7 protein-coding genes are annotated in these 15592 nt (G+C 44.2%); 6 read left to right on the plus strand and 1 reads right to left on the minus strand.

The window, feature by feature from the left end:
• Positions 1-447 precede the first annotated feature (447 nt).
• Positions 448-3219 carry a family 10 glycosylhydrolase gene (locus QZ938_RS03085; protein ID WP_293146451.1) on the plus strand — a complete coding sequence of 924 codons (2772 nt, stop codon included), beginning with the start codon at positions 448-450 and terminating at the stop codon, positions 3217-3219.
• A 313-nt stretch (positions 3220-3532) separates the two neighbouring features.
• On the opposite strand, the gene QZ938_RS03090 is transcribed toward QZ938_RS03085, so the two are convergent.
• The gene (locus QZ938_RS03090; RefSeq protein WP_293146453.1) at positions 3533-3733 is read right to left on the minus strand and encodes a hypothetical protein; all 201 of its coding nucleotides are present in this window, start codon (positions 3731-3733) and stop codon (positions 3533-3535) included.
• A 69-nt stretch (positions 3734-3802) separates the two neighbouring features.
• On the opposite strand from QZ938_RS03090, the gene QZ938_RS03095 reads away from it, so the two are divergent.
• The 5 genes from QZ938_RS03095 to QZ938_RS03115 all read left to right on the plus strand — a co-directional run bounded on the left by QZ938_RS03095 (position 3803) and on the right by QZ938_RS03115 (position 15361).
• On the plus strand, positions 3803-7768 hold the full coding sequence (locus tag QZ938_RS03095) for a PAS domain S-box protein (RefSeq protein ID WP_366863147.1): 3966 nt from the start codon (positions 3803-3805) through the stop codon (positions 7766-7768).
• Positions 7769-7774: 6 nt separating this feature from the next.
• Positions 7775-9199, plus strand: a complete 1425-nt coding sequence (locus QZ938_RS03100) for a response regulator (protein ID WP_293146457.1) — start codon at positions 7775-7777, stop codon at positions 9197-9199.
• A gap of 314 nt (positions 9200-9513) precedes the next feature.
• Positions 9514-9909 (plus strand): response regulator, encoded by a 396-nt coding sequence (locus tag QZ938_RS03105; protein ID WP_293146459.1) that lies wholly within the window; start codon positions 9514-9516, stop codon positions 9907-9909.
• A complete protein-coding gene (locus tag QZ938_RS03110; RefSeq protein ID WP_293347888.1) occupies positions 9906-12398 on the plus strand; it encodes a response regulator in 2493 nt (830 codons plus the stop codon). The genes QZ938_RS03105 and QZ938_RS03110 overlap by 4 nt, the downstream gene beginning before the upstream one ends.
• Before the next feature lie 326 nt (positions 12399-12724).
• Positions 12725-15361 carry a response regulator gene (locus tag QZ938_RS03115; RefSeq protein WP_293347890.1) on the plus strand — a complete coding sequence of 879 codons (2637 nt, stop codon included), beginning with the start codon at positions 12725-12727 and terminating at the stop codon, positions 15359-15361.
• Positions 15362-15592: the final 231 nt, after the last annotated feature.

Raw genomic sequence — 15592 nt, forward strand, 5'->3', positions numbered from 1 at the left:
GTAAGGTTTGTAGTGAGGACTTCAGTCCTTCCTAAATGCGGACTAAAGTCCTCACTACAAACAGTAAGTAAGGTTTGTAGTGAGGACTTCAGTCCTTCCTAAATGCGGACTAAAGTCCTCACTACAAGCAGTAAGTAAGGTTTGTAGTGAGGACTTCAGTCCTTCCTAAATGCGGACTAAAGTCCTCACTACAAACAGTAAGTAAGGTTTGTAGTGAGGACTTCAGTCCTTCCTAAATGCGGACTAAAGTCCTCACTACAAACCTTTTTTATGGCGATCGTTCGATCGCACCTGAGATCGGTTCGCTCGAATTCGATCCCATTGTAGGCGGGCGATCGCATATTTTCCTGATTTAGGTTGCAGGACGTGATAAAAAACTGTAGTGTGCGGATTAATTCCTCGAAATTTTTATTGAAATTTTCCTAAGTGGTGTGGTGGGTAATTCTCGTGTCAATACAACAAATCAAAAAGCCCGATAGAAATCAAGAAATTCGCTTTTTCACCTTCTTGCAAAGAGTCTTCATTGGCACTCTAGCGAGTACATTATTCAATCTCTCGATCCTATTTCCCTCTCCCAGTTTTGCCCAAGTAGTTCTGGGAGTTGTTCGCAGTTCCGAGAATTCCCCCGACTGGGTGAAGATTACCACGCGCCTCTGGGAAAGCGGCATTGCTTACAAACCAATAAATCTCGAAGACATCAAAAATTTGGCGGATTTAGCAGGCGTTAACGTGCTGTTTTTGCCCAATATAGAAACTTTGACTCCGGCGCAAATTAAAGTTTTAGAAGCTTGGACAAAACAGGGAGGCCGCTTGATTGCTTCGGGCCCAGTCGGCCGCAGTTCCCCAGCCTTGGTACGTCAATCTTTACGATCGCTCCTCGGAGCCTATTGGGCTTTTCCGTTGACTCAGCGGGGAGGTGTGCAACCCCGCACCCGCTGCCGCGATCTCGCTTGTACCAGTTCTAGCAACTGGGTTCCCCCAGAACAAAAAAATGCCTCGGTTCAAGGCGGCGTCTTGATTCCCGCCGACGCGAACAGTCAAACCATCGCTACCTGGAAAGATAGTTCCGGTTCCTCCGCTGCGATCGCCACCGATCGCGCTACCTATCTCGGCTGGCGCTGGGGTAGCGACGGTTCTCCAAATATAGACTCGGCTTGGCTGCGGGCCTCGATCGCCCGCTGGGGAGGAACTGTGGGTAGGCCTGTCGAGCCGCCAACAGCAGCCGCACCACCGCTGCCAAATCCCCCCTCCAGGGTCACGAGAAATACCCCCAGTTCGCCGCGCAATACTCCGCTGAGCCGACTTTCTCCTTCTCCCCCCCTTCCCGATCCCGTACCTGCAACTTTTACAGACCCTTCGGATCAGTCGGCGCCTGCGGGTTTGGACGTGCAGATAAATTCCAATAAGCCGATCGTCAGCATTGAAGCCTACTTGATGCGCCAAGAACTCACCAACCTCCTCGGCAGGTTTGAAAGCGCCCTGACAGCAGCTAATTCAGGCAATACTGCGGTCAATATCAATGCTGCTATCCCCCCTCAATTGGTGGCGTCAAACAACAGTGTCGGTGGGCCGCAGGCGAGTCGCCCGTTGGTTTTGCCAGCAGCAACCACAGGGGCGATCGCCAAGGCCCGTCAGGTTTTGCAAAATTTTGACCAACTCCTGCAAGAGCAAAAATACGCTGAGATCAGGCAGCAGTGGGTGCAAGCGCGCCAGTTGCTGTGGCAAAATTACCCCCAGGAAGGGCAGCGCGTTGGGGCGGAAATTCGCGCCGTTTGGCTCGATCGCGGTACGATCGTCGCAGCGCGATCGGAACAGGGTTTGGCCTCGGTGTTCGATCGACTTGCCGCCGCCGGAATCAATACGGTTTTCTTTGAAACTTTAAATGCCGGATATCCGATTTATCCCAGTCAAGTTGCACCGCAACAAAACCCCCTCACAGTTGGCTGGGATCCTCTGGAATCTGCGGTTAAATTAGCCCACGAGCGAGGCATAGAACTGCACGCTTGGATTTGGACTTTTGCCACGGGCAATAAACGCCACAATACTTTAATTGGCAAACCTGGTTCTTATCCAGGCCCGGTACTTTCGGCCTATCCAAATTGGGCAAACATTGACAATAAAGGACGCACCCAAAACCCTAACGATGGAAAATTTTATCTCGATCCTGCAAACCCGGAAGCGCGGAATTATTTACTAAGAATTATCAGCGAAATTACCAGCAAATACAAAGTAGATGGTGTGCAATTAGACTACATTCGCTATCCTTTTCAAGATGACAATGCAGGTTTTGTCTACGGTTACGGTTCAGCAGCAAGGCAGCAATTTAAACAGTTAACTGGTACCGATCCGGTGAATATTTCGCCGAGTTCTGGCAATTTGTGGCGCCAGTGGGTTGAGTTTAAAACCAATCAAATTAATAGTTTTGTAGCTGAAGTATCTCAGCTTTTGCGGCAGAATTATCCGCGCACTATTCTGTCAGTCGCGGTGTTTCCCCACCCCGAAAGTCAGCGGATTTACAAAATTCAGCAAAATTGGGAAGTTTGGGCCCGTCAGGGGATTGTAGACTTGATTGTGCCGATGACTTATGCTTTGGATACGAACCGACTTCAACGCATTACGGAACCGCTAGCAAAGGAACAAATGCTCGGTTCGGCCTTGATTTCTCCCTCGGTTAAGTTGTTGACACTCCCGGAAGTTGTGGCGATCGACCAAATTCAAGCTTTGCGCGATTTGCCGACTGGGGGCTATGCTATTTTTGCGGTGGAAAGTATCAGCAGCGGGATGCAGGGCTTTTTTAACCGGACTCAAGGTGTCAGAGTGCGATCGTCTACCAGGGCTTCGCTAACAACTTCTGCTTCCGAACCAATTCCTTACCGCCAGCCCTTTGCAGCAGCAGCTTCGCGCTATACTGCTCTCAAGCAGGAATGGAGTTTTTTGTTGGCTAACAATCAGTTGCGGGTGTCGGAATCTGAATTGAAAGTTCTCAAAAGTCGATCGGAGGAATTGGGTGTTGCCTTGAGCAGATTGGCTGCAAGTCCTTCTGCCGAAAGCTTAACAACTGCTAAAAGATTGTTGGCGAGTTTTGAAGCTCAATTTCAATCTACGATGCGCTTGCATTCTGGGGAAAATAGCTATCAGGTGCAAACTTGGCAAAATCGTTTGGAAAGCTTGGATATGTTGTTGCGTTACGGCGAAAGGGTGGAGTTGAATCGCAGGTAAATGCAGGTGTTTCGGGTGCCGGTGGCTGCGGATAGTGCGATCGTACCCAATCACCTGCATCGATAGTTCTCCAAAAACTTTCTCTTGAAATACGCTAGATTAATTTAAATTAATACCCTGGACAGTTGTCAGTACGGACAATATCTGCATAGCAGTTATACCAATCTGCATTTCCCGCAACAAGTAAGTAGGTCATCAAAAAAAACCTGATTCTCTTGTAAGGGCTGGTGTCGGTTAAAATTCTATGATAGAAGCTAGTAGAGCAGCGCTTTCACCCGCCCAACTGATGTAATCTTTATTTGTAACCACCTACTTATGCCGCGGACATCTCTATTGCGTGTCCGAAGACCGGAAGGCAAGCGATCCGATCGCGATCGCCAACACCCAGGATTGCTTCGCACTCGCAAATCAGGTTAAAAAACTCTAATTGTGCAGTCACGAGGGAAGTCCTCAAAACTCTCAAAAGGCGATCGCCAACACTTTTACGATGAGTCAGGAACCGGATTTGAGACAACTCCCTCCTGTATCGCTCCAAGACTTTAAGATCTACTAATTTCCACGACCAATTTCAATTATTTTTAGGATGAATATGTTTCCTAAACCGCTGAATCGCTTTGCTACCAAAATTATCGGCAAAGCTCCATTACAAACTGTGCTCGTGCTTCCTTTTTTAGTGCAAATTGTTGGCATAGTAGGAGTTGTAGGTTGGCTGTCGTTCCAAAACGGTCAGCGCGCGGTCAACGATGTGGCCGCTCAGTTGCGACAAGAAATTAGCAACCGAGTTTACGATCGCGTCAAAAGCTACCTCCAAGTTCCCCAACAAGTCAATCAAATTAACTATTATGCCCTGCAACAGGGCTTGTTAGACTTTCAAAAACTCTCAGAAGCTGAACTTTATTTTTGGCGGCAAGTTCAAGCTTTCCCTTCTTTAGGCAATGCTGGCCTTGCCAATGCAGAAGGTCAATCTTTCCGTGTCGGTTGGATCGATAGAGAATCAACTTCGGAACAACCGCAGATTGCAGAACAACTGACCCCAGGTGGCGGCGATCTTTACTACTACAACATCGACAATAATGCCAACCGCGTCAAACTTGCTAAAAAAGTTCCTAACTACGATCCACGTAACCGTCCTTTTTATACGAGTGCTATCAAGCAAGGAAAGCCTACTTGGAGCGAAGTTTACATAAATTTTGGCTATAACGTGCTGCAAATAAAAGCGAGCAGACCTTTTTATAATAGCAGTGGCAAACTGTTAGGAGTTATCGCCTCTGAATTGGGAATCAACCAAATTAGTCATTTTTTGCAAACGCTAAAATTTGGTCGTTCAGGGCAAGTATTTATTCTCGAACCGACAGGTGATTTAGTGGCAAGCTCGATTAAAAGTCAAGCCATATTAACGGGAAAAGCCAAAGATTCCAAACGCATTCAAGCAGTAAACAGCGATAATTTAATTATGCGCTCTAGTGTTGCTTTTTTGAAAAATCACTTCGTCAGTTTAAAAAATATTCAGCAAAACTATCAATTTGAATTTAAGATCGACGGGCAACAAGAATTTCTCCAAGTTTTTCCCATTACTGACGAATACGGCTTAAATTGGCTGGTTGTGGTGGTTGTGTCAGAGTCTGATTTTATGGAGCAAATTAACTCTAATACGCGCACGACAATTTGGCTGTCGGTTGCAGCTTTGATAACAGCAACAATTCTAGGGATTCTGACTGCGAAATGGGTGGTGCGACCGATTTTAATGTTAAATTTGGCCGCGAAAGCTTTGGCGAGCAATGAGTGGGATACAAAATTAGTGAGTTATCGTTCTGACGAACTCGGAGAACTTGCCACTGCTTTTAACAGCATGGCAGAGCAATTGCAGCATTCATTTACTTCGCTCTCGGAAAGTGAAAGCCGAGTTAAACAATTTCTCGATGCAGTACCGCTAGGCATTTTTATTGTCGAAAAAAATGGTAAACCTCACTACATTAATCCTATAGGAGAGCAACTTTTTGGTCAAGGAATCATAGCAGCAGATGCCGAAAATTTGCGCCAAGCTTACAAAGTTTATTTAGCTGGAACCCAGGAAATTTACCCGGCGGAACACGACCCTATTTTAAATGCTTTGCAGGGTAAAAGTGTCACTGTCGATGACATGGAAATCTCCTCCAGTGACAAAACTGTTCCCCTACAAGTTTGGGGAACTCCTATTTACGACGCCCAAGGACATATTATCTACGGGATGTGCGCTTTTCAAAATATTACGGAACGCAAACAAGCGGAGCAACTGTTAAAAGAATACAACCAAAACTTAGCAGTGCAAGTTGCAGAACGTACCGCCGCTCTTGCCAAGGCAAAAGAAAAGTTTTCTAAAGCTTTTCGTTCTAGTCCAAATGCAATTACGATCACGAGAATCAGTGACGGTCGCCACATAGAAGTTAATGAAAGCTTTTGCCGGATGATTGGCTACACGCACGACCAAATTATTGGCAAAACAGCCGTAGATCTGAATTTTTGGGCGAGTCTAGGAGAGCGCGATCGCATGATTCAAATGTTAAGAAACCAGACAGCCCTTCACAATTACGAGCTGAGGTTTCGCAAAAAAAACGGTACAGAAAGAACGGCCCTGCTGTCTATTGAAACCATCGATATTGAGGGAGAAGCTTGTTTTCTCTCGATTTCGAGCGATATTACCGATCGCCAAAAAGCAGAAACCGCCCTCCGCGAAGCAGAAGAAAAGTATCGCAACATTTATGAAAATGCTTTGAATGGCATTTTTCAAACTGCTGCTGACGGGACATACCTCAGCGCCAACCCCGCTTTAGCTGAACTCTACGGTTACGAATCGCCCGCAGAATTAATCGCAGCACAGCCGAATTTCAAGAACCAGCTTTACGTGAAACCCAACCGCCGCAGCGAATTTGTAGCGCTGATCGACGAGTACGGGATACTGTCTAACTTTGAATCGGAAATTTACCGCAAAGATGGTAGCATCATCTGGATTTCCGAAAATTGTCGGGCCGTGTGCGATCCCGCAGGAAATCTACTTTATCACGAAGGTTTTATTAAAGATATTACGGATAGCAAACAAGCACAAATCAAAATGGAGCAGGCGAAAGAAGCCGCCGAAGCAGCCAACAAAGCTAAAAGTACGTTTCTCGCCAATATGAGCCACGAATTGCGATCGCCCCTGAACGCAGTCATCGGCTTTGCTCAAGTCATGATCCGCAGTAAAAATTTGTCTCCCGAAAATCAAGAAGATGTCGGGATTATCCTGCGGAGCGGCGAGCATTTGCTGACGTTAATTAACCAAGTTTTAGACTTGTCAAAAATTGAAGCCGGACGCACTACCATTAATGAAAAAAGTTTCGATTTATACCGACTTCTCGACGATTTAGAAGATATGTTTGCTCTCAAAGCTGAGGAAAAAGACTTGCAATTAATCTTCGATCGAGATGCAGAAGTTCCCCATTACATTTCCACAGATGAAGTGAAATTGCGCCAAGTATTAATTAATTTGCTCAACAATGCAATTAAATTTACTTCACAAGGTGGAGTGTCTGTGCAAGTGAAAGGAGGAAAGCGGAATTTACACAAAAACAGCGCTGATGAAATGCCCGGCCGCTACTCGCTTCACTTTGAAGTTCAAGATACTGGTGCAGGCATTGCCACCGAAGAAATCCATCAGTTGTTTGAAGCATTTGTGCAGACAACAACGGGTAAAGATTCTCAAGAAGGCACGGGTTTAGGTTTAGCGATCAGCCGCCAGTTCGTGCAATTGATGGGAGGTGAAATTACTGTTAGCAGCGAGGTGGGCAAGGGTGCGCTATTTCAGTTTGACATCCAAGTTCATCTAGTGGAAGCTAGTGATATTGAAAGCAAAAAAGCTCTACGTCGAGTTGTTGCCCTCGAACCGAATCAGCCACCTTACCGCTTGCTAATTGTGGACGACAAACCTTTGAACCGCCAACTGTTAGTAAAACTTCTCAGTCCGTTGGGATTTCTGTTGAGAGAAGCGAATAACGGTCAAGAAGCGGTGGATATTTTTAGGGATTGGGAACCGCATCTAATTTGGATGGACATGAGAATGCCTGTAATGGACGGGTACGAGGCAACGAAACAGATTAAAACTACAACTGGCGGGCAAGCAACGGCGATTGTTGCCCTGACTGCTAGTGTTTTGGAGGAAGAACGGGCGGTGATTCTTTCGACGGGTTGCGATGATTTTATGCGGAAACCGTTCCGAGAGGAAGATATCTTTGCGGCCATGGGGAAACATTTAGGAGTACGCTATATTTATGAAGAGCCAACAGAGGTCAGTATGGGGGGTGCGGGGGAGTCTAGTCAGGATGTGCTGACACCAGAGGCGATCGCCTCTCTTTCTCCAGACTGGAGGGTTCAATTCAAGCAAAATATTTTGAGTGTAGACATGGAGGCGATCGCCAGTTCGATTGCACAAATCGGCACTATCAACCCCTCTCTGGCTGCCACGCTTCAAGATTGCATTAATAATTTTGAATATGACAGAATTTTGACCATAATCGAGCGCAGCGAACAACAGTAAATACCGATGAATTTAACTTTACCCAACACCAATCGAGCTAATATTTTAGTGGTGGACGACACGCCACAAAACCTGCGGCTGCTGGCAGGAATTTTGAGCGACAAAGGCTATCAAGTTCGCCCGGTTCCCAACGGCAAGCTAGCACTGTCTGCCGCTCAAAAAATGCCCCCAGATATAGTCCTGCTGGATATTATGATGCCGGAGATGGATGGCTATGAAGTTTGTCAGCACCTCAAAGATTCTGAAGTAACAAAAGACATCCCGGTGATTTTCATCAGTGCGATTAACGACGTGATGGATAAAGTTAAAGCTTTTGCAGTTGGGGGAGTGGACTTTATTACCAAACCGTTTCAGGTTGAAGAAGTTTTAGCCCGCATCGAAACTCATTTAAAAATTTGTTCTTTGCAACAAAGTTTGCAAGAAAAAAATCAAGATTTAGCAACTGCTATCTACCAATTGCAAGCGACACAAGAGCATTTGATTCAATCGGAAAAAATGGCGGCACTGGGACAACTGATTGCCGGCATTGCCCACGAAATCAATACTCCGCTGGGCATCATAGGTTCATCTATCGATAATATTTCTAATTTTTGGGACGAAAATTTAGAAAAAATGCCTCAATTTTTTCAACAACTTTCTGAAGAAAGCCAAGCTTGTTTTTTAGCTTTGCTGCACAGATCTATAAATCACGAAACGCTATTTACTAGCAGAGAAAAGCGCAAAATTAAGCAGCAGTTGACTAACGAGTTGATGGCAGGAGGCATTGAAAATGCGGAAGAAATAGCGGATAGTTTAGTTGACATGGAGATTTACGATCGCATAGAAGAATTGTTGCCATTTTTTAAATTGCCGGATTGGGAAGTGGTTTTCAATACTGCTTACCAGTTTGCGAGCTTTAAAAAAAGTATTAGCCTGATCCAAAGAGCGACAGCCAAGTCGGGAAAAGTAGTATTTGCCTTAAAAAGCTACGCTCATTTCGATAGCAAGCAAGAAAAAGTGCAGGCGAACTTGCATGATGGCATTGAAATGGTGCTAACTCTTTATCAAAATCAACTGAAACACGGCATAGAAGTAGTCAAAAACTATGGAGATTTACCGAAAATTATGTGCTATCCCGATGACTTAAATCAAGTTTGGACAAATCTAATTCACAATGCCCTGCAAGCAATGGATTATAAAGGTATTTTGACGATTGAAACTAAGCAGCAAGAGACAAATCTTGTCCTCAAATTTACTGATGACGGCAAAGGTATTCCCCCAGAAGTTATTCCCAAAATTTTTCACCCATTTTTTACGACTAAATCTGCGGGGGAAGGTAGCGGTTTGGGATTGGACATCGTGAGAAAAATTGTTGACAAACATGAAGGTACAATTGCTGTAGAGTCGGTACCGGGACAGACAAGCTTTACAGTCTCCCTCCCAATCTATTAAACTAAACTTACACCTGTTAAAAAAAGAATGCCACTGTCAGCAAGCACCAAACCCCGATTGTCATCAGTGATACCCAATCGAACATCCCCAATCCTCCAATGCCAAAATGGTATTATCCGCAGGGGCTGATTCCCGATAGCGACAGGGGCTGTCTCGCTGACAAACATAAGATTTATTGCGATTGACCGGGTTTCTTTTGTGAAGTTCTATTAAAATAAAATAGGGGACATAGATAGTGCATCCTCGCCCCAAATCAATAACACAGAAGCAAGTCATGTCGGTAAACCCATTAAAATAATAGCAGAGAGCAAAAGATGAATAAGCCTGTAATTCTTTGCGTTGACGATGAACCCGATATCTTGAAGACTCTCAAGATGCAGCTCAAGAATGAATTTAAAGATGATTATTTTTACGAATTAGCTGAAAGTGGTGATGAAGCTTTAGATTTACTGGAGGAGTTTCCAGCAGAAGCTGAGGTGATTGTGGTTGTTTCTGATTGGCTGATGCCGGGAATTAAAGGTGACGAACTGTTAATTAGAGTTCACCAAAAATATCCTAAAATCGTTAAGGTGATGTTGACGGGGCAAGCGGATAAAGCTGCTCTTCAGCGGGCAGTAGAAGAAGCCGATTTATACTGCTGTTTGTACAAACCGTGGAAAAGTAAAGAGTTAATAGATACGATCAAATCTGGGCTGGCAAAGTTATTATGAAAAAACCTGTGATTGTATGTATTGATGACGAACCTGATGTTTTGAACAGTTTAAAGATTGAACTGAAAAAGGCGATCGGGGATCGGTGTATTATTGAAACGGCTGAGGGGGGGGAAGATGCTTTAGAGTTACTGGAAGATTTGCAGGCGGATGAATACGAGATTGCGTTGGTGCTTTCCGATTATATTATGCCGGATATTAAAGGGGATGAACTGCTTAAAAAAATTCACGAACGATCGCCCGATACGCTGACTATTATGCTGACTGGGCAAGCTGATTTGGAAGCTCTGAGCAATGCTATAAAGTATGCTAAATTGTACCGTTACATCCCTAAACCTTGGCACAATGAAGATTTGAAATTAACGGTAGTAGAAGCAATTCACAGTTACTTGCAAGACCAAAAGTTAACAGATGAAATCCTGAAGCGGCAAGAAGTAAATGCGGCGCTGTCGGCGAGCGAAAGCCGCCTGAACCAATTTTTAGCAGCTCTGCCCGTGGGGGTATCTGTTTACAATCCCGACGGCTCGATCGCCTATTTCAACCAAGCAGCGCGGGATTTGCTGGGTGCAGACACTATCCCGGAAAGCACTGCGGAACAATTAGCTGCAACTTATCAACTTTATGTTGCCAATACTGATGAGCTTTACCCGCCGGACAATCTACCAATTTTGCGCGCGCTCAAAGGAGAATTTGTCAGGGTTGACGATGTAGAAATCCGTCAAGATGGCAAAATAATTGCGATCGAGATCAATACTACCCCAATTTTTGACGCTAGGGGAAATATTGTTTATGCGATCGCAGCTTTTCAAGATATTACCGATCGCAAACGAGCCGAAAAAATACTAGCAGATTACCAGCACACCTTAGAAACCAAAATAGACGAACGCACAGAACAACTGCAACAAGCCGCCTTAGCTGCTGAAGCTGCAAACAAAGCTAAAAGCACGTTTTTGGCCAATATGAGCCATGAATTGCGGACTCCTCTCAATTCGATACTGGGGTTTGCACAAATCATGGAAGGCAGCTCCAATTTTACTGTCGAAAACCACGAAAATCTGAGTATTATTCGCCGCAGTGGCGAACACTTGCTGGCCCTGATCAATGAAGTTTTAGACTTGTCAAAAATTGAAGCGGGGCGGATGATACTTGACCCTAAAGACTTCGACTTATACCGCTTGCTTGACGATTTACAAGATATGTTTCAAATGCGGGCAAAGAATCAAGAGGTTCAGTTGCTTTTTCAGCGAGCAAATGACGTTGCCCAGTACGTGCGAACCGATGATGTCAAACTGCGGCAAGTGCTGATAAATATTCTCAGCAATGCAATTAAGTTTACGGAACAAGGTTCGATCGTTTTAAGGGTTTCACAATTAGAAAAATCTAGAATAGTTGATTTATTGGGGAATCCCACAGCTTGCATTGATACTACAAAAAGTATTAGAGACTTTGCCACCAATAGAATTGATGTGGCAACTGTTGTACCCACAGATGAGGCTGATGATTTAACTGACGAGCGGGTAATTTTCCTTCAGTTTGAAATAGAAGATACAGGCGTTGGTATTGCTTCGGAAGAATTGGGGAATATTTTCAAGGCATTTGTGCAAACATCTTCGGGTCAAAGAACTCAAAAGGGTACGGGTTTGGGATTGACTATTACCCGTCAATTTGTCCGGCTGATGGGAGGAGAAATCGTCGTAGAAAGTGAATTAGAACGCGGCACAAATTTTAAATTTGAGATTCCAGTAGGTGTGGTTGATGTTGCTAATATTCCTGCCCCAGAAATTAACCGGGAAGTTACTGGGTTGGAACCAAATCAACCCTGCTATAGAATTTTAATTGTAGACGATCGCGAAGACAACCGCCAACTTTTAGTCAAAATTCTTTCTCCCTTGGGTTTTGGAGTGCGAGAGGCTAGCGATGGCTGCGAAGCAATAGAAATATGGGAAAATTGGCAGCCGCATTTAATTTTGATGGATCTGCGAATGCCAGTGATGGACGGCTATGAAGCTACTAAAGAAATTAGGAACAGAATACAGCAGCAAGAGCAAGAGCGACAAGAAAACGGCTCTGTGATTCCGAAGATTGTTGCTTTGACAGCTAGCACTATTGAAGAGAAACGATCGTCTGCTTTATCTATAGGCTGCGACGATTTTATTAGCAAACCTTTCCGCAAAACTGATATATTTGATACGCTCCACAAACATTTGGGAGTGAGGTACCTCTACTCTTACTCAACTGATTTTATCCCAACGGGCGATCTCCACAATCAATCTGAGGCTACCTCTAATGCTGCGCTTGCTTACTCGCCCGCACTTCCCGCAGAATGGATAGAAAACATGAGGCAGGTAATACGTAGCGCTGATTTTGACTTAATTGCGAGGACGATCGAGGAATTAAGGTACGATCGTCCTGAATTTGCCGAAATTCTCCAGGATCATCTCAATAATTTTGACTACCAGAAAATTCTCACTTTAATTGCCGAGGCATAAAAATAGCATGGTAGAGTTCATCAGTTGACAGTTGACAGTTGACAGTTGACAGTTGACAGCTACCTCTTCCATCGATAGAAGAGGATTGGAGCAATGAATCATTTTGTTTGATTTCCCCCGTTTAGGGGGAGGCTTCAGATCCAATTTTCAGGCGTGAAGGTCGATCGGGAGATTTCCTCTAGAGGATCACATTGAAATGGCGATCGAGATTCAACTCAATCTAGTGTTACCCAAAAAAGTTGGTAAAAAAATCGGTTGAAATCTGATTTTTTACCAAAATTGTAGCAGCAAAGAGAGAAGCAAAAAAAACTCCGGGAAGCAAAATCATGAAAAAACCTGTGATTGTTTGTATTGATGACGAAGCTGATGTTCTGAACAGTTTAAAGATTGAACTAAAAAAGGCGATCGGCGATCGGTGTATTATTGAAACAGCGCAAGGAGGAGAAGATGCTTTAGAGTTATTAACAGATTTACAGGCTGACGAACACGAAATAGCTTTAGTTGTTTCTGATTATATCATGCCGGATATCAAAGGAGACGAACTGCTCCAAATAATTCATGAACGATCGCCCAATACGCTGAAAATTATGCTGACTGGCCAAGCAGATTTAGAGGCTGTGGGTCACGCTATCAAGTATGCCAAGCTGTACCGCTACATCCCCAAACCTTGGCAAAAGGAAGATTTGAAGTTAACAGTAGTAGAAGCAGTTCACAGCTATTTGCAAGACCAAAAGTTGGCTGATGAAGTTATTAAGGGGCGAGAAGCAAACAAGCAGTTGCAGATAGTAAACCAGGAATTGTCGGCGAGTGAAAGCCGGTTAAATCAATTTTTAGCAGCTTTGCCTGTGGGGGTATCTGTTTACAATCCCGACGGCTCTATCGCCTATATCAATCATGCCACCAACCAGTTGCTGGATGCAGATACTGGCTTGGCAGACAGTATGCTAGGCAACAGTGTTGAACAATTAGTTGCAGGTTCTCAATTTTATGACGCCGAAAACGATCGGCTGTATTTCCCTGAAAATTTTCCGATCTTGCGGGCGCTGAGAGGGGAATATGTCAAGGTGAATGAAGTTGAAATCCTTCAATACGGGCTGACAATCACTCTAGAAATAAGTGCCACACCCATTTTTGACGGCAACGGAAATATTGTTTTTGCGATCGCAGTTATTCAAGACATCAGCCAGCGCAAAGAATTAGAAAATTTCCTATCCAATTACCAGCGCACCTTAGAAGCTGAAATTGTAGAACGCACAGAACAACTGCAAAAAGCTGCCTTCGCCGCCGAAGCAGCAAACAGAGCGAAAAGTACCTTCCTTGCCAACATGAGCCACGAGTTGCGTACACCCCTCAATGCCATACTCGGCTTTACTCAAATCGTCGAACCCAGCCCGAATTTGACAGTAGAAGACCGAGAAAATATCAGAATTATTTACCGCAGCGGCGAACACTTGCTGACTTTAATCAATCAAGCTTTAGACTTGGCAAAAATCGAAGCGGGGCGGATGACACTTCTTCCGACTAACTTTGACCTTTACTGCTTGCTTGACGAATTGCAAGAAATGTTTGACCTGCGAGCGAAAAATCAAGATTTGCAGTTGATTTTCCAGCGCGATGCTGACATTCCGCAGTACGTGCGAACCGATGAAGTGAAGCTACGCCAGGTGCTAATCAATCTTCTGAGTAATGCCATGAAATTCACTCAAATCGGCGGGGTGTCAGTAAGAGTGTGCCGGAAGTTAGAAGGTATTTCAGCAGCGAATTCGATCGCGAATATAGCCGAAATAAGCGATGAAGGGGAAATTGTCAGTCCCTTGAAAAATTCGACAGATTCAGATTTAGAAGCAAGCAATTATCCAGAAAATCCTATAATTTCCCGTCAGTCTGAAAGTAAAGTATTGGCAAGAATGGATAATTTAAATATTTCTAATTCTCTGTTTTTGGAGTTTGAAATAGAAGATACGGGAGTTGGTATTGCCCCAGAAGAAATGGGCAATCTTTTTCAAGCATTTGTGCAGACAGCATCCGGTCAAAAAGCTCAACAAGGTACTGGTTTGGGATTGACAATTAGCAATGAATTTGTACGGTTAATGGGTGGCGTTCTAACTGTAGAAAGCCAGCTAGAACGGGGTACTATTTTTAGATTTGGCATAGAAGTTAGTGCAGTTGATGCCGCTGCAATTGCCACTCCAAAAATCATCCGTGAGGTGATTGGAATGGAACCCGATCAGCCATACTATCGAATTTTAATTGTGGACGATCGCACAGACAACCGCAAACTGTTAGTCAAAATGCTTTCTGGCTTGGGTTTCGGAGTCGAAGAGGCTAGCAACGGCCGTGAAGCGGTAGAAATGTGGGAAAATTGGCAGCCGCACTTGATTTTGATGGATTTGCGAATGCCGGTGATGGACGGCTACGAAGCGACGATCGAAATTAGATCGAGGATACAGCGGAGAAAGGAAGAGGAACAAGGCGAGGGGAAGATGGATATTCCCAATCCTCAATTCCTGAACCCGAAGATTGTTGCTTTAACAGCTAGTACCCATGAAGAGAAACGCGCTTTTTCTTTGTTGATGGGTTGTGATGACTTTATCAGAAAACCTTTCCGCAAAATGGATATATTTGATATGCTGAGCAAACATTTGGGGGTGAGTTATATTTATTCTGACTTAACAGGCTCTGATTCAATGGGCGAGCGCAATAACCTATCTAATTCTAATACTTTTTCTGCTTCTTTACCCAACCTTCCCGCAGAATGGATGGATAATATGAGGCAGGTAATTCGCAGTGCTGATTTTGACTTAATTGCGAGGACGATCGAGGAAATAAGGGATGCTCATCCTGAATTTTCCGACATCCTTCAAGGTCATCTAGAGAATTTTGATTACCAAAAAATTCTCAACTTAATTATCGAAGCAGAGAAGTTTAATAGTACGGGTGATCAGTTGACAGTTGACAGTTGACAGTTGACAGTTGACAGTTGACAGCTACCCATAGCAGTCGATAGAAGAGGATTGGAGGAATGAATCATTTTGTTTGATTTCCCCCGTTTAGGGGGAGGCTTCAGATCCAATTTTCAGGGGTGAAGTCTGAAAAAAAATCTCTGGATGACTGATGGCTAAAAATAATAGATACAATTCATCTTTAGTGGTGGCAATATCAAAATTTTAGACTAGACTTGAATTGCAGTCATT

This window comes from Microcoleus sp. CAWBG27, from assembly GCF_020883145.1.
Taxonomy (GTDB): Bacteria; Cyanobacteriota; Cyanobacteriia; order Cyanobacteriales; family Microcoleaceae; genus Microcoleus.